We start from the raw sequence: 21,297 nt of genomic DNA, 5'->3' as shown, positions 1-21,297 counted from the left end.
CGATCTTAGGCCTGCAGGCGCACCCGTGGGGCCCGGACCAGGCGCAGCCCGCAGTTGCCGAACGAGACGGTCGCCCCCACCGGCAGCCGCACCTGCTGCTCGGGGCCGCAGACGATCTGCTGGCCATCCGTCAGGGTCACGAGGGTGCCATTCGTCGAGCCGCGATCGGCCACCCAGACGGCGCCGCCCTCGATGCCGATCTGCAGGTGGGTCTTCGACACTGACCTGCCCGGATCCACGACCCGGACCACCTGCGCACCGTCGACGGCGACCGGGTTGCGGCCGAACAACGCGGTGCCGACCACCTGCACCAGCCGGCCGTCATGCAGCTCGATCTCGGCGCCGGGCAGGTCGGCTTCGGGCTCCGGCGCGTCGAGCGCCTCCTGTGCCCGGACCGGCGACCGGCGGGTCATCTCGAGCTCCGGGTCCAGGGCGTCGTCCACCGGATCGCCGGCCGGTGATCCGGCTCGAAACTCTGGCCGCACGGCGCGGACGTCGCCGGCGTCCGCGGCGAACTGCACCGGGCGGACCACCTGCATCAGGCGGGTGTCGACGTCCGGGGCGACGCCCGGCTCCCGGAGCGGGGGCAGGACGAGCCCAGAGGCGGCCGGGCTGTGCCGATCGGCCAGCAGCGCGCTGAGCCGCCGCCCGGCAGCGGCATGCGCGTCCTCCTCACGTGACGCCCGCGACGACCCGGCGAGGCCGAGCGCCGCCCAGGGGTCCGGCTCCGCCGGCAGGACGGCCGGAGGGCCGCCCGCCCCCGGCGGCGCCGACTCGACCGGCAGCAGCTCCACGCGCTCGGGCCGTTGACGGCCCGGCGCGCCTCCACCGCGGGAGGCCGGCCGCCGCGTCGCCGCGCGACCGCGGACGTCCACCACCTCCGTGCCCGTGAGCTTGTCGTGCCAGCCGCGATGGCGGCCCGAGCCGTCGAACACGGGCGAGGCCAGCATCACGAACTGCCCCACCAGGCAGGCCAGGGCCGCGCCCGCGATGAGCACCGAGCGCTGCAGGGCCCGCCACATGCCGATCGGGTCGCCCGTGCGCACGTCGACGGTGCGCAGCCCCAGCAGGCGGCGGCCGATCGTCCAGCCGAGCACGCCATGCGCCCACCACTGCGCGGTGAGGAGCAGGAGTCCCACGACCGTCGCCCCGCCCAGCGCGCCGAGCATGCGCGAGGACGTGTCGAGCCCGTCCCACCCCGAGTCAGTGAGCTGCTGCGCCCAGGCCGAGACCACCGACGTGAGCGGCACGAGGGCCACCGGGGCGAGGAGCGCGGCGTCCACCACGCCCGCGAGGAAGCGCCTGCCGAGAGGCGCGGACGGCGCCGGCACCAGGTAACGCGGCGAAGCGGCGGTCATGGGATGCGTACCTCCTGGTCGACATGCGCGCTGCGCTGGGCCTGATGCTGTGCGGCGCCGCGGCCGCCCGGCATCGGCCGGCCACCCGCCCGGTCCCGTCGGGCCCGGCGTCGGCGCTCACGGCCCGAGGCGAGCGAGACCCGGGACCGCCACCAGCGCCGGCGCGAGACGCTGGCCCGCAGCCGGGCGAGTGCGGCGTCGACACGCGACCAGTAGGCGGTGGCGACGTGGTCGCCCGGCTTGTCGGGCCCGAAGACGACGGCGTCCGCCTCCTCGGCGAGGACGCGCACGATCGCGGCGCCCGGGGCCCCGGCCCCCGGCGCACGGTCGTCGACCGCGCCCGCCAAGGCGTGCGCCGTCTCGCGACGGGTCGCCAACGGCGACGTGGGCCGGCCGAGGTCGTGCACCGCGTCGAGCCCCTCGTCCCACCCGCCTGCGACCCGGGCCACCACGTCGGGGTCCCGCCGACGACGCCTGCGGCGGCGCAGCTTCAGGGCGAGGACCACCACGAACGGGCTGGCCAGCAGCAGCAAGGGCACGGCGGCCGCGCCGGTGACCAGGAGCACCCGCCACCACAGCGGCCGGTTGTCCGGCTCGGGCTCGGGGTCCTGGGCCTGCGGCTGCTCGGTGTCGTCCTCCGGCGGCGAGTCCGGCTCCGGCACGGCCGGCGGCGGCTGCACAACCTGCGGCTCCGGGTCGGATGGCTTGGTGGTCGCGTCCTCCTGCGGGGTCTGCGAGCGCGGCGGCGTCGGGTCGAACGCGACCCAGCCGTGCCCGGCGAACGCGATCTCCACCCAGGCCTCGACGTCGTCGCCGGTGAACGTGACGACGCCGTCCTCGGCGTCGTCGGTCGGGGCGCCGTCCGTCGCGGCGTCGTCCGGCTCGCCGTCCTCCGAGGCCACGAACCCGATCACGACGCGCGAGGGCAACCCCATCTGGCGGGCCATCAGGGCCATTGCCGACGCGTACTGCTCACCGTCGCCCACCATCAGGTCGCCGCCCAGCAGCGACGTGAGCCGGTCGGCGCCGTGGCCCGACAGGGACGGGTAGTCGCCACTGAGGCCGTGGCTGAAGTAGCCGTCCTCGGCGAGCGCCTTCTCCAGGCTGCGGGCGATCTGCACGGGGGTTCCGGCGTCTCGGGCCACCGAGGTGGCCGCGACGGCGACGGCGTCCGGGACGGAGGTGACGGCCGGGACGACCACGGGCGCCCCGGCGGCGTCGCCGATCGCCTCGTCCGAGGGCTCGTCCGGGAGCACCACGTCGAGCGTGTATGCCAGGCCGGAGCGCATCCCGCTGGTGAGCACCGCCGAGCCGGTGGCGTCGTTGTACCGAAGATCGGCGGCGGCCGTGCCCTCGACCTCCACAGCACGCGCCTGGCCGACGGTCGGCAGCCACACGCCGGTGAGCTCGCGCACCTCGATCTCGACGCGGGCCCGCTCGCCGCTGGCCGAGGTGTCGATCGTCTCGCCGACCCGCCGGAACTCACCGGAGGCCGCAGCCGAGCCATCCCCCGCGACGTTCCACACCACGCCGTCGAAGCGGTCCATGGTGGCCAGCCGCACGCGCGCCCCGGCGGGGAGGCCACGCGCGGTGAACAGCTCGACGTCCTCGTCCTTGACGAACTTGCGGAACGCGGACAGCGGGCTGGGATACGCGCTCGGGTCGAACGGCGGCGCCAGCTCCTCACGGAGCACGTATCGAGGGGTGTCGCCCACGACCAGCGGGGCGCCGGCCATGCCCCCGGCGACGGCCAGCCCCGTGAGCGCGACCACTGCCACGATCCGCCGGGCCCGCAGCAGGCCCGCGCGCCATGACGCCCAGCCCAGCAGGACCAGGCCCAGCGCCACACCGGAGACGACCGGCGCGAGCGTCTGCCGGGTGCCGAGCAGCACCGCGAGGACCAGCACGACCAGGGGCATGGCGGCCGCCGTGGCGGCGACCGCCGGGCGGCGCGTCCGCAGCGTCGTCGCCGTGGCAGCGGCCGAGGCGACGAGGGCCGTGAGGAACGGCACGACGAGGAAGTTCGCGGCCGCGCCCAGTGGCGGCTGCAGCGTCAGCACCTGCTTCCACGACGTCGCCGCCCCCGCCACCAGCGAGAGCAGGGTGTCGAGGGTCGGCAGCACCCCCGCGACCGTGGTCGACGGCGCGGCGAACGCGCCACCGCACAGCAGGTACGCGAGCACCAGGCCCGCCACGACGGTCACCGCCGACCAGCGCCGCAGGGCGCCCAGCACGGCCACTCCGGCGCCCAGCACCAGGCCGCCCGCGATGGCCGGCGCCGCGGCTGCGGCGCCATACACGGGGATGACCGGGATCAGCGCCACGGCCAGGGCGGCCATAAGAACCAGCACGTCCACGGCGGCCCGCCAGCCCGTGCGCGCGACCACGGCGCTCATCCGAGCGCCCTGCGCAGCACTCGCGGCAGATCGTCGAGCCGGCCGAGCGTCGCGAGGGTCAGCGAGCCCTGCGTCCGCACCTCCACCTCGGCGCCCAGCGCGCAGGTGATCATCACCGTGCGGGTGCCGACCGGCACGTGCCGCACCCCGGCGCGGAGCTGCGCCACCGTGGGCTCCGAGCCCGCGACCAGCAGGGCCACCGACGCCTCGGGCGTGTCGCGGGCGATCCGCCGGCCGAGGTCCCCCGCGCCCGCGGTGCCCAGTGCCAGGGCCAGCGCCGCGCAGTCGTCGAGCAGGCGCGGCGGGGTCTCGACCCGCAGCCGTCCCGGCCCCGCGAGCACCGCGAGGTCGCGCTCCTCGCGCAGCACCTGGACGCCGAGCGACGCGGCGGCGGACACCGCCAGCTCGAACTCGTCCACGTCGGCGTAGTCACGCGGGTCGGTGGACAACGCCACGACCGTCTGGGTGCGGCGGGTGTCCTCGAACTGCTTGACCATCAGCGCGCCGCGTCGGGCAGTCGTGCGCCAGTGGATGTACCTGCGATCGTCACCGGCCACGTAGTCGCGCAGCGCATGGAAGGACAGGTCGCTGTCGGACAGGTCGCGCGTGGACTGCCCTTCGAGGTCGCGCAGCAGGCCAGAGCTCGCGCCCGCGAGCGAGACGATCTCGGGGTGCACGAACAGCTCGACGGGCTCGGTCCACCGCAGCCGCCTGCGGGCCAGGCCCAACGGGTCGCCGCGCACCGAGCGCACCGGCCCCACCACGACGACCGCGCGCCGCGTCGTGGGGATCGCGAACAGGTCCTCATGCTCCTCGCCGCTGGCCAGCGACGGCAGCGCCAGCTCCGCCGCGCCCGTCCCCACCGGCAGCTCGATCCGGGCCGGCAGCGATCGGTGCCGGGCGGTGTTGCGCACGGTGAGCCGCCCGACGGCCCGCTCCCCCACCCGCACCCGGTGATCGGCCAGGTACAGGTCCACGATGTACCTGTCGCGCCCGATGGTCATCAACAGCGACACCACGACAGCCACGCCCAGCGCCGCCCCGACGCCCGCGAGCTCGAGCCAGCCGAGCCACCGGCCGAGCACGAGGCCGGCCAGGGCGCCGGCGAGGGCGCCCCAGCCGACGGGGCTGATCCGTGGCACCGTCAGACCGCCCGCAGGGCCGGGGGCTGGGTGTCGGCGACGATGCGGTCGAGCACATGCGTGGTGGTCACACCGGCGAACTCGGCCTCGGTGTCGAGCATGAGGCGGTGCGCGAGCACCGGGGAGGCGAGCGACTTCACGTCGTCGGGAACCACGTAGGACCTGCCCTCGGAGGCCGCCCAGACCTTCGCGCAGCGCACCAGCGCCAGGCCGCCGCGCACACTGGCGCCGAGCGACGTCTGCGCGTCCTCGCGTGTGGCCTCCAGCAGGCGCGCCACGTAGTCGAGCACGGCGGCGTCGATGTGCACGGTCGTCGCGAGCTGCGCCATGTCGCCCACGGCATGCGTGGTGATCTTCGGCTTGAGGCTCGTCGTGCGGTCCTTCGCGCCCGCCAGGATCTCCACCGCCGACGCGCGGTCCGGGTAGCCCAGGGACGTCTTGATGAGGAACCGGTCGAGCTGCGCCTCGGGCAGCCGGTAGGTGCCCGCCTGCTCGATCGGGTTCTGCGTGGCGATCACCATGAACGGGCGCCCCACCGGGTGGGTCACCCCGTCGACGGTGATCTGCGCCTCCTCCATGACCTCGAGCAGCGCGGACTGCGTCTTGGGCGAGGCCCGGTTGATCTCGTCGGCCAGCACCACCGAGGCGAAGATCGGGCCGGGGTGGAACTCGAACCGGCCCGACCCCTGGTCGTAGATGGTCACGCCGGTCACGTCGCTGGGCAGCAGGTCGGGGGTGAACTGGATGCGGTGGTGGGTGCCCTGCACCGTCGCCGCGATGGCCTTGGCCAGCGATGTCTTGCCGGTGCCCGGCGCGTCCTCCAGCAGCAGGTGCCCCTCGGCGATCATCGCCGTCATGGCGAGGCGCACGGCGTGCTCCTTGCCGAGCAGCGCCCGGCCCACGTTGTCCACGAGCGCGCCGAAGGTCTCGGCGAACCACGTCGCTTGCTCAGGTGTCATCGGGGTGCTCTCTCTGGGTGGGGCGGGTTCAAGGGCGGGGCGACGTGGCGCGGGCCGTGTCGGGGACGGCTCATCCGCTCGTGGCCGGGACGGTGACCTCGGACGAGGTGGCCCACGGCCCCCACCCCACGGAGTTCTGAGCCCGGACGCGGACGATCACGGCGCCGCCGCCTGCGACGGTCTCGCCCGCCACGCTCAGGGTGTTCGCGTTGACGCTGGCGGTCTTCAGGGCCGTTCCGTCCTGCACGATCTGCCACTCATACCCGGTGACAGGCCGTCCGTTCGCCACGGCCGCCACCCAGCTGAAGTCCACCACCTCCGCGCGCGGAGAGGTGGCGGTGAGTGCCGTCGGCGCGCCGGGGACGGCCGGCTGGCCGGGCGCCGCGGACTGGGTGACCACCTGGGACCACCCCACCGCGTTCTCGACGCGCACATCGACAGTGACGCTCGCACCGGTGTGCTGGTGCTGCGCTGGCGGCGGGCCATTGACCCAATCCCGCTCCGACGTGCTGTTGATGCGATGCTGCGTCCGGGTGATCGGCGAGCCGCCGTCCGACCCGGCGGCATAGGCGATCGTCACGTGGTCGACCGCCCCGGACGCCACCGTGAGCTGTGGCTCCTGGGGGACGGTCCTGACGGTGACGGGCGGGAAGGCGATCCACTCGCTCGCCAGGTCCCGTGAGTTGATCGCGCGAATCCGCGGCGTCAGCGTGGTGCCACCGGCAATGCCCGAGATCGTGTGGGATGTGGACGACGTGGACTCGTACCCCTCGATCTCGTACCGGCTGATCGACACGCCGCGCCCCCCGGCGTCGCTCGGCGGGGTCCACGTCAGCACCACGGAGCCGGCCCCGAACGCGGCGTTGCCGGAGACTGTCGCCGACAGCCCCTTGGGGGTGTCGGGGGCGCTGTACGTGGTGCCGGTGACGGAGCCCCACGCGGACGTGCCGGCCTTGTTCACGGCGCGCACGCGGATGTCGTACGTCTTGCCACGCTCGGCCTCGGCGATGACGAAGCGGGTCGAGGTCCCGTTCGACACCTCTGCGGCCCCGTCCACCGAGACCAGGTACTCGGAGATCGCGGCGCCGTTCTCAGCAGGAGCGTCCCAGTCGACGTCGATGCGGCCGGTGGTGCCGAACCAGCCCGTGACCGTGCCCGTGGCCCTGAGCACCGGGGCGTCCGGAGCCTTCGCCGGGACCATCCCTTCGAGCTGAAAGTCGCTCCAGGCACCGGGATCCGGCAGCTTGTTGAACGCACGCACCCTCACGGTGTAGCCGGTCCCGTTCCGCAGCCCAGTGAAAGTTGCCTGGAGAGACGAGGTCGACTGCGTCGCGCTGCCGGCGGAGGGCGCTGGCGAAATCTGCACCTCATACCTCGTCACGGGCGATCCAGGACTAGATGGGGCACTCCATGTCGCCGTGATCTGACCATCGCCGAACTTGAGGATCGGCGGCTCAGGCTTGTCCGGCACCGCGTCGGGCCGCGCCGTCGCCGAGGCAGGGCTCGGGTCGGACCAGTCGACGGCGTTCTTCGCGGCGACGGTGAACGTGTACTCGACGTCATTCGTGAGGTTGTCGATCGTGCAGGTAGTGCTGGCGCACTGCCGCTCGGGGCTGCCCGGCACCGTGACCCGATAACCCGTGATCCGCTCGCCCCTGTCATCGGGGGCGTCCCAGCTCAGCACCACCGTGCGGTCGCGCACCTCGACGACGCGCGGCGCCTTCGGGGTGGCCGGTTTGCCGCGCACGACGACGGTGATGCGTCCCTCGACCTGCCGGTCCGGGTCGCCGGTGGCGTCGCGCACCGCGAAGCGGACGACCATCGCGCCGACGAACTCCGCGCCGGGCCGCACGACCACCGTGCCCCCGGACACGGACGCCGAGCCCGCCCCGGGCGTCTCCACCACGGCCTCGACGATGGTCAGCGGGGTGTCGGGGAACGGGTTGTGGGCTCCTGCCAGGGCGTCCACTGTGGTGTCGCGCCCCTGCACCCCGTCCGAGACGAGCCGGTCCACCACCCGGGGCATCGCCCGCGTGCTGGCCGTGGCCCGCAGGTCCACCTGCACCGTCATCGACCCGGCCTTGCCGTAGCCGAGGGTGAGGTCGAGTGAGCCGGTGGTGCCCTTCGACGTGGTGCGCCCCGCCGCGACGCGCAGCACGGAGCCGTCCAGCGTCGCGGTGAAGCCGGCGGGCACGGCGGAGCGGAGCTGGTAGGAGTACACGTCGGCGGCGCCCGTGGCGCCCTCGGGCCCGGTGGTGAACGTGCGCAGGTCGACGACTGTGGGGTCCTCGCCCGGCGCCACGGCGATCGGCGACGCGACGAATGTCGGGGGGTAGTCGTCCACCGCGTACACCGTGATCGACAGCGTGATGACAGAGGCGCGGCCCGTCGTGTCGGAGGCGCTCGTCCGGTCGGTCACGGGGACCGTGATGGACGCCGGCCCGGCGTAGCCCGACGCCGACGTGAACACGAGCGTCGTCGGGTCCCGCACCAGGTCGGAGCCATCGGACTTCGTGGCCTGCACCGCGTCCGGGTCGGCGATCGTCGCGGTGCGCCCCGGCGCGACCTGCACCTGCTCGTCGAGCGGGATGACGATCTGCTCGCCGGAGGCGACGCGCAGCTCGGGGGCCTTGGGCCGCGGCGTCGGGGGGAAGAAGCCGAGCGCGGGCACCGTGATGAAGGCGTAGGTGCTGGCGGTGCGGGAGGTCGTGTTGGTCAGCTGATAGGGCACTGTCTGCGCGTGGTCCACCAGCGTGATGACGACGCTGCCCGTGGGGGTCACCGTCGCGACGTCGGCCGCCGACGCGGGCACTGACACCGCGAGGTCGCTCAGCGGGCCGCTGGGGTTCTGCGCCACCGCGAGGACGTCCACCTCGACGCTCTCCCGCCCGAGGGTGTCGATGGCGGGCACCACGACGTCGCGGGCGACCGGCGGCAGCACGGGCGCGTCCTCGAGCACCGTGACGGTCAGCACCGCGGAGTCCCGCCCGCCTCGGGCGTTCGTCACGGTGTACGCGATCTGCAGCACACCCGGATTCGACGGCGCCTGGACGATGATGCGGCGCCCCTCGACGCGCGCGTCGATCCCATCGGCCTTCTCCAGGGTCTCCGAGAGCAGGAGCTCGCCGCCGCTGGCGTCGATGTCGTTGGCGAGCACGCGGACCTCGACCCGCTGCCCGGGGCGCACCGTCACGTCGTCGTTGCGCGCCGTGATCTGCGCGGACGCGGCGGGCCGGGGGCTGATGCCGACGCGGATCGTCGCGACGGCGCGCTGCCCGGTCCAGTCCTCCACGGCATAGGTGAACGAGTCGGTGCCGGACTCGCCGGGCAGCGCCTCGTACTCCAGCCAGTCGGCGCCCGACGCGACGACGCGCCCCTTGGCGGGAGCGACGGCCACGCCGAGCAGCGTGACCCCGTCGCCGTCGTCGTCGATGCCCACCAGCGGCACGGCGATGCGGACGGTCTCCCCCTCGAACACCCGCGCGGTGAGGTCGCGGGGGCGCGGCGGAGCCTTGGCCGTGGCGTCCGAGGCGTGCACGCGCACGGTGAGGGTCGCCGCTGTCTCGTTGCCGGTCTCGTCGCGGACGATGAACGTCGCATGCGCGGTCAGCGCCTTGGCCGGCGCCTGGTAGCGGAGCACGTCGCCGGAGACGAAGAGCAGGCCCTCGCCCTCGCCGAGCGGCTCGGCGAGCTCGGGCACCACGCTGAGGGCGTCGCCGTCGGGGTCGTAGGCGTGGTCCAGCACCGGCACCGTGACGACGCCGCCCGTGCGGACGCTGACCTCGATGTTCTCCACCACCGGCGGCTGCGCGACGGCGGAGGCCGGCACCGGGTGGACGGAGATCTCCCCCACCGACGATGCGGGCCCGTTGGACACCGTGTACGCCAAGGACACGGGCCCGGTGAGGGTGCGCGTCGCGGAGATCTGCACCAGCTCGTGGTTGAGGATCGCCACGCGCAGCCCGGAGTCGGCGGGGACGTCGACGGACTGCAGCACCAGCACCCCACCGGCGGGGTCGGAGTCGTTCGCGAGCGGCGCCACCGTCACCTCGCGCCCGGGGGCGAGGTAGACCCGGTCGCGGACGGCCACGGGAGGCTCGACCTGCGACGGCCACTCGAGCACGTCGATCCGCGCCAGGCCGGTGGCCTGCTGGGGCGCCGCCGCCACCACGAAACTCACGTAGTACGTGCCGGGCCGTGGGGCGCTGAACGTGAACGTGCCGGCGGCCAAGTCGGTGGTGATCTTCGCGCCCGCGAGCTCGTCGACCCCGGCGAGGCGCACCGGCTCCTTGCCGCTGGTGCGCACGGCGTCGAGCGGCTGGAGCCGCACGGGCTGGTCCACATACGTCACGGCGTGCACGGGGTCGATCTGCGGGGCCAGCGACCCCGCGGCCCGCACGTCCACAAGGAGGGTGCCCTCGGCGGTCTCCTGCCCGTCGGAGACGAGCAGCCGGACCTGGGCGCGGCCCAGGGCGCCGCCGTCGGCTTGGTACGTGACGGTGCCGTCCTGCCGGAAGCGGACAGTGCCGGAGTCCGCCGTGGCGTCGACGAGCGTGAGGTCGTCGCCGTCCGGGTCGTTGAAGTCGGCCAGCGCGCTGTACTGGGCCTGCGCGTCCTGCTCGACGCTCAACGAGCCGACGCGGATCTGCGTCGGGGCCTCGTTGACGCCCGGGTCGCGCACCGTGAGCTGCACGCTGGCCGTCGACGGCGCGCCAGTGCCGCGGCCGTCCGAGATCGTGTACGTGAACACCGCGGAACCGCTGGCCTCCGGGTTGACCCGCACCTGCAGCGCGCGCCCCCCGTAGATGGCCTGCAGCGTGCCGAAGTCCTCCGGCAGCGAGTCGAACTCGCTCACCGCGAGGATCCCGCAGTCGGAGGACGAGTCGTTGTCGATGACCGGCAGGATCATGGTCCGGCCCGGGCGCACGCCGAACTCGTCGTCGGAGGCCTGCGGGACAGTCGCCTCGGCGCCGCATTCCGCGAGCAGGTCCTGGGTCGTCGCCGCGCCCTCGGCGTCCTCCTCGCTGTCCTCCGGCTCGTCCTCGGGGACGATGTCCTGCCAGTTGGGCTTCCGGAGCTCGGTGTCCTCCAGGGGCATCCACAGCCGCCCCCGCAGGGTGTCGTTCAGCACCACGACGCCGCGGTTGACCCGGAACGCGAGCTCGTCGCTCGTGGACATGCCCTCCAGGTCGAGCACCTCGGCCGTGCCGTCGCCGCATCGGCGCAGGTAAGAGCCCGAGCCGGTGGCCCATGCCCCGTGGGCGCAGCCGTCCAGCCGCACGGGCGCCGCGGGCACGCCCTGCCCGGCCGTCGCGTGGCGCACGGCCTCGCCGCCACCCAGCGGCGCCTCGACCAGGGCGTCGCGCGTCGCCACCAGCACAGAGTCGTCCGCAGGCCCGGGCTGCTGCAGCACCAGGTCACGACCGCCGCCGACGTCGATCACCGCCTGGCGCGTGCGCACCGTGCCCTCGCTGAGCCCCACCGGCTCGTCGCCGACCGCCGTCAGTTGCTCGACCCCGGCGCCGAGCGTCCCCGCGGGCTCGGCCTGCGGCTGCCCGTCGACCAGCGCCACACGGGTGACGTCGCCCGTCTCCCCCGCCACGCCGTACGCCACACCCGCGTCGGTGACGACGACCCTGCCACCCTCGCCGAGGGCCATGTCCGGGGTGTCCGAGCTGGGCGCCAACGACCCGAGCTGGGCGAACGGGCGCACCCAGGCGTCGCCGTTGGGCGCGACGACGGCCACGGCGCCGCCGCCCATCGACACCTCGGCGCCCGAGGGCGTCGCGACCTGCGCGGTGAGCGTCACCGACGCCGGGTCGACGACGGCCACCGTGAGGGGCTCGACCAGCAGCACGTCGGCGCCATCCTGCAGCACGTCGAACCTGCTGCCCGTGGTCACCAGCCCCGCGTTGAGCTCCTCCACCTGCGCGTTCAGCCGCCCGAGCCGCAGCGACTCGGTGGCGGTCAGCCACACGCCGGAGTCGTTGAGGTCGACGCGCGCGAGCGGGAAGCCCGGGTTCACCAGGGCCAGCACGGCGAGCACGGCTGGCACGGTGACGACTGCGGCGACCTGGGCCGTGCGACGACGGACGGAGACGAGGCTCATGGCGCGCAGGCCTCCGCGGGCTGGGACGACGACGCGCGGTTCGCCCGGACGATGGAGACCTCCACGCACACGGGCTCGTCAGGCGCGGCGGGGACGGACACCCGGCGCTCGGCGACGAGCTCCAGCTCCGTGCCGCCGGTCGCGGTGCGCACACCCCACAGGTACTGGTCGCCGTCGGCGGGGTCGGGGTTGGCCCAGGTGAACTCGACTCCGTCCGCGGTCCGGCGCCCGACGAGGTCCGACGGCGCGGGCACCACCGCCGACACGCCCCCGACTGTGGGCGCGACCAGCTCGGTGGCGGTGGACCCCGGCCCGAGCGGCGCATCGCCACGGCCGCCCAGGGTCAGCGCGGCGACCCCGGCGAGCACCGCGACGACGAGCACCGCCGACACCGAGCCGATCGCCCGGCGCATGCCCCGGCGGGAGTCTGCTCCCCGCTCCCGGACCGCTTTCCCCAGCGGGGCCACCGGCCGCGCCGACTGCACGCCCGCCGGAAGGCCCAGCGCGGGAGCCGGATGGGCGACGGGCGACGGGTCCACCGTCGACTCGGGCTGTGACTGCTCGACAGGCGGAGGCGGAGCGCCGGCGTGGGTGCGCGCGGACATCTGCGCGGGCAGGCCCGTCGCGTCGATGCTGATCACGGGGCGCAACCGGGTCGCGTCGTCGCTGGCCGGGGCCGACGAGGCGAGGAGCTGGGCGGCGGACATCGGCGGGTTGAGGCGCGCGTCGTCCGGCAGGTCGAGCGGCGTCACCGCGAAGCCGAGGGCCGCCTCGATCTGCTGGAGGGCACGCGCGAACGCGGCCGCCGTGGCGAAGCGCTGGTCAGGGTCCTTGGCCATCGCGCGAGCCAGGACGGCCTGCAGCGACGCCGGGACGTCCTCGCGGCCGGTGAGCGGCACCGGGCTCCGCTCGATCCGGGCGACGACGTCGGCGGCGCCGTTGGGGCTGCCGGGCGCCTCGAAGGGCGTGCGGCCCGCGAGCAGCGAGTACACCGTCGCCGAGAGCGAGTACACATCCGAGCGGGCGTCCCCGTGGGGCCGCTGCGCGAGGAGCTCCGGCGGCGACCACGGGATCGACATGCCGAGCGCGGCCCCCGCCCCGGCGCCCGTCGTGGCGGCGATCCCGAAGTCGGTGAGCGCCGGCCAGCCGAAGTCGGTGGTCAGCACGTTCGCGGGCTTGATGTCCCGGTGCAGGATCCCCGCCCGGTGGGCCGTCTCCACGGCGGAGCCCAGGCGCACCGCGATCCGGAGCGCCTCCGGCACCGAGATGCGCTCACGCCGGTACCGCTCGGCGAGGGCCGGGCCAGAGCAGTACTCCATCACCAGGTACGGGCGGCCGTCGGACGCGATGTCCGCATGGTGGATCGTGACGATGGACGGGTGGTGGGAGAGCTGCGCCATGAGGTTCGCCTCGGTGCGGAACCCCGTGCGGAGCTCGTCGTCGAGCGACCCCGCGAGCAGCACCTTCACCGCGACCAGACGGCGCGGCAGGTCCTGCTCGTACAGGAAGACGTCGGCGAAGCCGCCGAGGCCGAGCACCCGGATGAAGCGGTGCCCGGCGATCTGCGGTGGCGTCGACGCCACACGGCGTGCGGTCACGTACCCCGCTCCACCGTGAACGTGACGCCGTCCCCGAGGTCGACGAGCTCCCCCGGCCGCACGAGCGTCGGCTCGCCCGGGTGCAGGCGCCGCGCGCGCTCGCCCTCGCGTGACACGAGCACGCCGTTGGTGGATTGCAGGTCCGTGACCAGCACGTCCTCGCCCTCCGTGCGCACCTCGGCATGCGTGCGGGAGATGTCCTGCTGTGGCGACGGCACGCTCACCAGGCGCGGCAGCTCGCTGTTCGTGACGCGCAGCACCTGCGGGGCGCGGCCGAGCAGCACCGCGCGGTCGAGCGGCACCACGGCGCCGGTCGACAGCACGAGCCGCGAGGTCGTCGGGGGCTCCGGGGCGACGACCCGGAACGGGCCGGGCACCTCGTCGCCGGCCCAGGACGGGAGCTGGTCGCGGATCGCCACGAGGTCGCTGCTGAGGATCGTCAGGCCGTCGTGGTCATCGGGCGCCAGGGCGTCGCCGACCACCGGCGCCTGCTCCGCGCGCATCGCGGCCTCCGCCTCGGCCACGACCTCGGACGCCTGCTCGGCATAGGTCGAGCCGAACACGCCGCCCAAGTCGACGCGGTCGAGGTCGGCATTGTCCACACGCTCGACGTCGGCGCGGAGCTGGTCGATGCGGAACGGGTCGGACGGCGTCGGGCTGCCCGAGCCGAAGGCGCCGCCGGAGCCGAAGTGTCCGAGGGCGTCGACGGGCGCGGCGGCGGCCTGGGCAGGCGCCTCGAACGCGGCCGGAGCCTCGAACGCGACAGGCGCTGCGGGCGCGGCAGACGCGTCCACGGGCGCCAGCCGCCACGCGGGCGCGCCGACGATGAGGCTCTCGGCGCTGGCAGCCGGTTCGTCGCGCTCGGCCTCGCCCTCCGAACGCACGTCCTCGAGCTCGGTCGCCCACACTGCCGCCTCAGGCGTCAGCACAGGCTCGGCGACGGGCTCGGCAGCAGGCTCGGGCTCGGCGGCCGTCGCGTCATCCTCGGAAGGGTCCGACGCGCCCACCAGCTCGACGGCCTCCACGACCGGGGGCTCGGTGGCTCCGGCGGGGGTCGCGAGCGTGACGCGCACGCCGTCCGCGAGCACGACTCCAGCGGTGAGCGGGAGCGCCGTCGACACCGGCCACGGCGTGCCCCCGCTGACGCGCACGGTCATGACGTCGGCGCCCTCGGCGACGCGCTCGGACCACGTGGTGACCTCGCCAGCGGCCAGGACACGCGTCCCGCCCTCGCCGCTGACCTCGACCTCGACGTCACCGCGCAGCGCGGCGTGCACACGGCCGCCCGTGACGTCGACGAGCGCGAAGGGCAACAGGCCGCTGATGCCGCCCCGCAGCAGCACCTCGAGCTGGTCGGTGAGCCCGCCCTGGGCGGGCGCGGCGTCCCACACCGCGCGGACCGTCTCGGGTGACGTGCTCGGCGCGAGCAGCGCGACGATGCCCCCGCCGACGACGGCGTGCCACTGTCCAGGGGTGTACTCCGGCACGATCACTGTCAGATCTCCCTCGTCCTGGCACGCGGCACTGTCGCGCCGTCGAGCATCTCGTCCCATGCGCTCGCGCCGAGGCCTGCGCCCGCGCGAGGGACCGTCATGTGCATGTCGCCCTCGTCGGCCGTCGCGACGTCCACGACCACCGTGCTGACGTTGTCGTGGCCGCCCGCCTCGACCGCGAGCCGCACGAGCTCCTGGGCGGCGTCCTGCGGGTCGGGGAACTGCCCGAGGACCGCGGCGATCGCCGCGTCGGGGAGCTCGCCGGTGAGGCCGTCGGAGCACACCAGGAGTCGGTCGTGGGGGCCGGCGGGGATCATCCAGTAGTCGGGCTCGGGGCCCGCCCCGCTGCCGAGCGCCCGGGTGAGCACATGGCGCTCGGGGTGGGTGCGCGCCTGCCCCGCGTCGATCTCGCCGGTGTCGAGCAACTCCTGGACCACCGAGTGGTCCACGCTGATCTGGCGGAGGCCGCCGTCGACCCAGCGGTAGACGCGCGAGTCGCCGACGTTGAAGACCAGCCAATACGAGCTGCCCTCATGCTCGGCGACCGCGACACCGGCGACGGTGGTGCCACAGGGGCGCCCGTCGAGCGTCTCGCGGATGCGCTCGGCCGTGCGCGTGAAGCACGTGTGCACGTCGTCGGAGGTGGCGTGGGGGCGCCCGGCGAGCTGGGCGAACTCCTCCACGGCGAGCCGGCTCGCGACGTCGCCCGCGTCGTGGCCGCCCATGCCGTCGGCGACGAGGAAGACCGGTGGGTACGCCAGCAGGGCGTCCTCGTTGACCGCGCGCACCAGCCCACGATCGGTCGCGGAACCCCACGACGTGCGCAACGGCTCACCCCCAGCATGTGTCCGGACGGCAGCACGCCCCCCGACTCGGTGTATCGGCCCACATCGTGCCCTAGTTGAGCGGCAGATGCGTACCGCCGCCCACCAGGTCAGATACCGAGTTGGTACACACCCCAGTACGCGAGCACGACCAGCAGCACCGCCGAGCCGAGCAGCGTCGAGCCGAGGCTCCCGATGGCGACCGCGCCCCGCGCGATCATCGCCCGCTCGTCGCGCAGCCGGCGCACCCGGTCGAAGACCAGGACGGCCGCGACGACGGCGCCGATGCCCAGCGCCCGCACGGCCAGCCACCCGCCCTGCACGATCCACACGTTCTGCTCATAGCCGAGCGCGAGCCGCGCGACGGCCAGCAGGTACCAGATCAGGGCGCCGATGGTGAGCAGCGCGAGCACGCCGAGGGTCCAGGCGCGAGCGGCGACGCCCGGCGCCATCGTGCGGCGCGCCGGCGAGCCGCGCAGCCTCTCCACTCCCCGGGCGACGAGCATCGCCAACGGTCCGAGCACGACGAGGCTCGCCCCCGCGGCCGCGACGCCGACCAGCACGTCACCGTCGCCCAGCCAGCGCGGCGTCGGCACCGGGGCGGCCAGGTACACCTGCACGGGATCGGCTCCCGCGATGCGCGGCGCGGCCCCCGCGGTGGCCGGCAGCCCGCCGACCCAGTCGGAGAGGTCGCGCAGGAACGTCGCCGAGACCTTGCCGTCGACCCGCAGGCCGTGGTTGGCGTCCTCGTAGTAGCGCACGGTGATGTCGGTGTTCCCGACGATCGCCGTGTCCCGGATGATCTGCTCGGCGCCCTGCACCATCGGCATGGACAAGTCGGCGGTGCCGTAGACGACCAGCACCGGCTGCGTCATCTGCCGCTGGAAGGGCGCCACATCGAAGTCGATGTACTCGAAGTCCCCGCCGGGCAATGACATCCCGACGGCCCGCGGGATCGCCCGGAAGACGCCCGCGGGCACTCCGGTGTTCCGCAGGTAGGCATCGGTGGCGAATGCCGCCTGCTGCCGCGGCGGCACCACGGGCGCCGAGACCAGCACCACGAACGCCACCTGCGGGTCGCGCGCCGCTATCACGGGGGCGATCCAGGCGCCCTCGCTCTCGCCGTAGACGCCCACCTGGTCGGGGTCGACGCCGTGCACAGTCCGCAGCAGCCGCACCGACTCCTCGTAGTCCGCCGCCATCGCCTCGTAGTCGCGGTGGCTGGTGGTGTACGTGTCCATCCGCTTGGCGGGCACCAGGGCCACCACCCCGGACTCCGCGAGCGCCTGCGCCTGCGCGCCGAACGCCTCCTCCGATTGGCCAGTGCCGGCGCCGTGGATGAACACGACCCCGGGTCGCCCGTCGGGCGCGCCGATCGGCTCCATCAGGCGGGCCGCGACCGTGGCTCCGTCCAGCTGCACGAGCATCTGGGTGGTGCGGACCTCGTACTGGTGGCGCGCCTGGGCGCCGCCGATGACGGTGGACTCGCTCTCCCGCGGCAGCGGGTCGCTGATCGGCGCGGGATCCCACTGCGGGCCCATGATGGCCCCGATGAGGGCGAGGAGGATGATGCCCACCGCGGTGCTCCCTGCGATCCGGTAGGGCATCCCCCCAGTATCCCGCACGGCCGGTGGGTCGGCCTCGGGTGTCAGGTGCTGGCTCACTCGCTGGTCAGAAGCCCAGGCGGCCGAGCTGCTTGGGGTCCCGCTGCCAGTCCTTGGCAACCTTCACGTGCAGGTCGAGGAACACCCGGGTGCCGAGCAGCGCCTCGATGCCGTGGCGGGCCTGGGTGCCGACCTCGCGCAGCCGCGAGCCGCCCTTGCCGATGACGATGGCCTTCTGGCTGTCCCGCTCGACGAACAGGTTGACCCGCACGTCGAGCATGGGGCGCTCGTCGGTGGAGCCCTCCCGCGGGAGCATCTCGTCGACCACCACGGCCAGCGAGTGCGGCAGCTCGTCGCGCACGCCCTCGAGCGCCGCCTCGCGCACCAGCTCGGCGACCATGACGGCCACCGGCTCGTCGGTGAGCTCGCCCTCGGGGTACAGCGCGGGCCCCTCGGTCAGGTGGCTCACCAGCACGTTCTCGAGCACGTCGACCTGGTACCCGGACTCGGCGGAGACGGGCACGATGTCCGCCCAGTCGCCGAGCTGGGAGATCGCGAGCAGGTGCTCGGCGAGGCGCTGCTTGCCCACCAGGTCCGCCTTGGTGGCGATCGCGACGACAGGCGTCTTGCCCGGCCCCTGTGCCAGCTCGTGCAGCTGCTCGGCGATGAACCGGTCGCCCGGCCCGACCTTCTGGTCGGACGGCAGGCAGAAGCCCACCACGTCGACCTCGGTGAGGGTGTCCCGGACGAGGGCGTTGAGCCGCTCGCCCAGCAGGGTGCGCGGGCGGTGCAGGCCCGGGGTGTCCACCAGGATGAGCTGGGCGTCGTCACGGTGGACGATGCCGCGCACGGTGTGCCGGGTGGTCTGCGGGCGGCCGGACGTGATCGCGACCTTGTGGCCGACGAGCGCGTTGGTGAGGGTGGACTTGCCGGCGTTCGGTCGCCCGACGAAGCAGGCGAATCCTGAGCGGAAGGTCATTCGGGTGGCTCCAGTGTCAGCGTCGTGAGGGGAAGTCGTCATGGTCGTCGGCCTCGTCGGGCTCGTCGTCTCGTGCGATGCGGCTGGCGAGGATCGTCATGATCTGCTTGCGCCGCCCGCCGGCCTGCTCGGCGACCAGGTGCAGGCCGTGGATCTCGCCCACCGAGCCGGGCAGCGGGACCTTGCCGAGTGCCTTGGCGAGCAGCCCGCCGGCGGTGTCGACGTCATCGTCCTCGACCTCCAGCCCGAACAGCTCGCCCAGCTCGTCCTTGCCGAGGCGGGCCGGGACCCGGATCACGCCGTCGCCCAGCTCCTCGACCACCGGCCCGGAGCGGTCGTGCTCGTCGGTCAGCTCGCCGACGATCTCCTCGAGCGCGTCCTCGATGGTCACGAGCCCGGCGATGCCGCCGTACTCGTCGACGACGATCGCGATGTGCGACGAGCCGGCCTGCATCTCGCGCAGCAGCTCGTCGACCGGCTTGGACTCGGGGACGAACACCGGCGGCCGGGCGATCGACGCGGCGGGCGCCGAGGCGGCCTGCGGCTCGTCCGCGAGGCGCCGGACGACGTCCTTGAGGTACAGCACGCCCCGCAGGTCGTCCACCGAGTCGCCGACCACCGGCACCCGGGAGTAGCCGGAGCGGAGCAGCAGGGACTGGGCCTTGCGCAGCGTGGTGTCGGCGCCGGTGGTGAGCATGTCGGTGCGCGGCACCATCACCTCGCGGGTGAGGGTGTCGCCGAGCTCGAGCACGGAGCGGAACATGTCGCGCTCGTCCTCCTCGATGACCTCCGACTCGCTGACCCGCTGCACCATGTCGCGCAGCTCGTCCTCGGCCTCGACGGTCCGGCCCGACGGCGCCGCGCGCGCGAAGCCGCCGACCAGCGCGGAGACCACCAGCAGCAGCCGCGAGAACGCCACCAGCACCGTCACGGGATGCTGGCGGCCGAGCGTGCGCGGGCTCACCCGCACCAGCAGGTACGCCACGAGCGCGCACAGCACCCCGGCGACGACCAGCACCACGTACCAGGGCCAGCCGGTGGACGCGACGATCAGCGTGAGGCACACGGTGGCCGTCATCTCGCCGAGCAGTCGCACGAACGCCGCCGACGACGAGACGCGCACGGGGTGCTCGACGAGCCTGCGCACCCGGTCCGCCGCGGCGTGCCGGGTGGTGTAGAGCTCCGCGACCGCGGCGCGCGTGACCCGCAGCACTGCCACCTCGCTGGCGCTCAGCGCGGCCGCCAGCACGATCCCGACGAGGGCGAGGGTGACCAGCAGCCCGATGGGCGGCTGCGTCATCGACCGGCCAGGAACGTCAGGAGGAGCTGGCGTTGCAGCGCGAACATCTCCTTCTCCTCCTCGGGCTCGGCGTGGTCGTAGCCCAGCAGGTGCAGGATCCCGTGCGTGGTCAGCAGCAGCAGCTCCTCGGCGGTGGAGTGCCCGGCGACGCGCGCCTGCTCGGCGGCCACCTCGGGGCACAGCACCACGTCGCCGAGCAGCCCGGCGGGCGTCTGCTCGCCCTCGCGCCCCGGCCGCAGCTCGTCCATCGGGAACGACAGGACGTCGGTGGGGCCGGGCTCGTCCATCCACTGCACGTGCAGCTCGGACATGACGTCCGTGCCGACGAGCAGGATGGACAGGTCCGTCTGGGGGTGGACGTGCATGGCGTCCAGCACGTAGCGGGCGAGCGCGGCGAACTCCGCCTCGTCGACCTCGGCGCCGGACTCGTTGTTGACCTCGATGCTCATGACCTGTCCCAGCGCGCGTACGCGTCGATGATGTCGCTGACAAGCCGGTGACGCACCACGTCCGACGACGTCAACCGGCAGAACTCGACGTCGTCCACGTCGGCGAGGACCGACTCGACCGTGCGCAGCCCGGAGGCCGTCGCGGCGGGCAGGTCGACCTGGGTCACGTCTCCCGTGACCACCACCTTGGAGCCGAAGCCCAGGCGGGTGAGGAACATCTTCATCTGCTCGGTGGAGGTGTTCTGCGCCTCGTCGAGGATGATGAAGGAGTCGTTGAGGGTGCGCCCGCGCATGTACGCGAGCGGCGCCACCTCGATGGTGCCGGCCTCGATCAGCCGGGGGATCGACTCGGGGTCGATCATGTCGTGCAGCGCGTCGTACAGCGGGCGCAGGTACGGGTCGATCTTGTCGTTCAGGGTCCCCGGCAGGAAGCCGAGCCGCTCCCCCGCCTCGACGGCGGGCCGGGTCAGCACGATCCGGGTGACGGCGCGCGCCTGCAGGGCCTGCACGGCCTTGGCCATCGCGAGGTACGTCTTGCCGGTGCCCGCGGGGCCGATGCCGAACGTCACGGTGTTCCTGTCGATGGCGTCGACGTAGTCCTTCTGCCCCGCCGTCTTGGGGCGGATCGTGCGGCCGCGCGAGGACAGGATGTTGAAGGAGAGGATGTCGGCCGGGCGGCCCACGGCGCCGGCGGTCAGCATCTCGACGGTGCGCGTCACCACGTCGGGGGTGAGCGGGGTGCCGCTGAGCGCCATCTCGGCCAGCTCGTCGACCAGTCGCGCGACCATCGCGACGTCGCCGGCGGGGCCGGCCATCGTGACCTCGTTGCCCCGGACGTGGATGTCGACGGTCGTGAAGCCCTGCTCGATGGCGCGCAGCACCTCGTCCCGGAGCCCGAGGAGCTCGACCATCGACACGGCGGGTGGGATGGTGATCCGGTGCTCGACCCGCGCGCCGGCCGCAGTGGTCGCGCGCGGTGCGGATGTGCTCTCGGCCATGTGCTCGGCTTGCGCCGCTGCGCTCCTTCTGTCGTGACGATCTGTCGTGACGGCTGACCCCTCCATCCTACCGAGCGGCGCACGGCTC

13 protein-coding genes are annotated in these 21,297 nt (G+C 74.0%); all 13 read right to left on the bottom strand.

What is annotated here, in order from left to right:
• Positions 1-5: 5 nt before the first annotated feature.
• Entirely contained in the window at positions 6-1,358 is a 1,353-nt protein-coding gene (locus BN3788_RS14675; RefSeq protein ID WP_066587759.1) for an RDD family protein, read from the bottom strand.
• Positions 1,355-3,754 carry a transglutaminaseTgpA domain-containing protein gene (locus tag BN3788_RS14670; protein ID WP_082812954.1) on the bottom strand — a complete coding sequence of 800 codons (2,400 nt, stop codon included), beginning with the start codon at positions 3,752-3,754 and terminating at the stop codon, positions 1,355-1,357. Before BN3788_RS14670 ends, BN3788_RS14675 begins: the two co-directional genes overlap by 4 nt.
• Complete coding sequence (locus BN3788_RS14665) at positions 3,751-4,896, bottom strand: DUF58 domain-containing protein (protein WP_108723864.1); 1,146 nt, start codon at positions 4,894-4,896, stop codon at positions 3,751-3,753. Before BN3788_RS14665 ends, BN3788_RS14670 begins: the two co-directional genes overlap by 4 nt.
• 2 nt (positions 4,897-4,898) lie before the next feature.
• On the bottom strand, positions 4,899-5,855 hold the full coding sequence (locus BN3788_RS14660; RefSeq protein WP_066587756.1) for an AAA family ATPase: 957 nt from the start codon (positions 5,853-5,855) through the stop codon (positions 4,899-4,901).
• 70 nt (positions 5,856-5,925) lie between these two features.
• Complete coding sequence (locus tag BN3788_RS14655; RefSeq protein WP_066587753.1) at positions 5,926-11,964, bottom strand: Ig-like domain-containing protein; 6,039 nt, start codon at positions 11,962-11,964, stop codon at positions 5,926-5,928.
• Positions 11,961-13,562, bottom strand: a complete 1,602-nt coding sequence (locus BN3788_RS14650) for a serine/threonine-protein kinase (RefSeq protein ID WP_066587746.1) — start codon at positions 13,560-13,562, stop codon at positions 11,961-11,963. Before BN3788_RS14650 ends, BN3788_RS14655 begins: the two co-directional genes overlap by 4 nt.
• Positions 13,559-15,055, bottom strand: coding sequence for an FHA domain-containing protein (locus BN3788_RS14645; protein WP_066587744.1), 1,497 nt, complete (start codon positions 15,053-15,055; stop codon positions 13,559-13,561). Before BN3788_RS14645 ends, BN3788_RS14650 begins: the two co-directional genes overlap by 4 nt.
• Positions 15,056-15,057: 2 nt before the next feature.
• Positions 15,058-15,843 carry a PP2C family protein-serine/threonine phosphatase gene (locus BN3788_RS14640; RefSeq protein WP_234346669.1) on the bottom strand — a complete coding sequence of 262 codons (786 nt, stop codon included), beginning with the start codon at positions 15,841-15,843 and terminating at the stop codon, positions 15,058-15,060.
• 146 nt (positions 15,844-15,989) lie between these two features.
• Positions 15,990-17,486: an alpha/beta hydrolase family protein gene (locus BN3788_RS14635; protein WP_066587740.1), complete on the bottom strand. Its 1,497-nt coding sequence runs from the start codon at positions 17,484-17,486 to the stop codon at positions 15,990-15,992.
• A 64-nt stretch (positions 17,487-17,550) separates the two neighbouring features.
• A complete protein-coding gene (gene era, locus BN3788_RS14630) occupies positions 17,551-18,462 on the bottom strand; it encodes a GTPase Era (protein ID WP_108723863.1) in 912 nt (303 codons plus the stop codon).
• Positions 18,463-18,478: 16 nt separating this feature from the next.
• The gene (locus tag BN3788_RS14625) at positions 18,479-19,762 is read right to left on the bottom strand and encodes a hemolysin family protein (protein ID WP_066587729.1); all 1,284 of its coding nucleotides are present in this window, start codon (positions 19,760-19,762) and stop codon (positions 18,479-18,481) included.
• A complete protein-coding gene (ybeY, locus tag BN3788_RS14620; protein ID WP_066587727.1) occupies positions 19,759-20,211 on the bottom strand; it encodes an rRNA maturation RNase YbeY in 453 nt (150 codons plus the stop codon). The genes BN3788_RS14625 and ybeY overlap by 4 nt, the downstream gene beginning before the upstream one ends.
• Positions 20,208-21,209, bottom strand: a complete 1,002-nt coding sequence (locus BN3788_RS14615) for a PhoH family protein (protein ID WP_066587724.1) — start codon at positions 21,207-21,209, stop codon at positions 20,208-20,210. Before BN3788_RS14615 ends, ybeY begins: the two co-directional genes overlap by 4 nt.
• Positions 21,210-21,297 lie beyond the last annotated feature (88 nt).

The organism is Cellulomonas timonensis, assembly GCF_900046455.1.
GTDB classification, from domain to species: domain Bacteria; phylum Actinomycetota; class Actinomycetes; order Actinomycetales; family Cellulomonadaceae; genus Cellulomonas_A; species Cellulomonas_A timonensis.
This window is presented reverse-complemented; position numbering and strand designations above follow the sequence as displayed.

Coding starts and splice junctions, on each gene's coding strand:
- BN3788_RS14615 (WP_066587724.1), bottom strand. CDS start 21,209: ATGGCCGAGAGCACATCCGCACCGCGCGCGACCACTGCGGCCGGCGCG.
- BN3788_RS14625 (WP_066587729.1), bottom strand. CDS start 19,762: ATGACGCAGCCGCCCATCGGGCTGCTGGTCACCCTCGCCCTCGTCGGG.
- BN3788_RS14655 (WP_066587753.1), bottom strand. CDS start 11,964: ATGAGCCTCGTCTCCGTCCGTCGTCGCACGGCCCAGGTCGCCGCAGTC.
- BN3788_RS14660 (WP_066587756.1), bottom strand. CDS start 5,855: ATGACACCTGAGCAAGCGACGTGGTTCGCCGAGACCTTCGGCGCGCTC.
- era (WP_108723863.1), bottom strand. CDS start 18,462: ATGACCTTCCGCTCAGGATTCGCCTGCTTCGTCGGGCGACCGAACGCC.
- BN3788_RS14675 (WP_066587759.1), bottom strand. CDS start 1,358: ATGACCGCCGCTTCGCCGCGTTACCTGGTGCCGGCGCCGTCCGCGCCT.
- ybeY (WP_066587727.1), bottom strand. CDS start 20,211: ATGAGCATCGAGGTCAACAACGAGTCCGGCGCCGAGGTCGACGAGGCG.
- BN3788_RS14635 (WP_066587740.1), bottom strand. CDS start 17,486: ATGCCCTACCGGATCGCAGGGAGCACCGCGGTGGGCATCATCCTCCTC.
- BN3788_RS14670 (WP_082812954.1), bottom strand. CDS start 3,754: ATGAGCGCCGTGGTCGCGCGCACGGGCTGGCGGGCCGCCGTGGACGTG.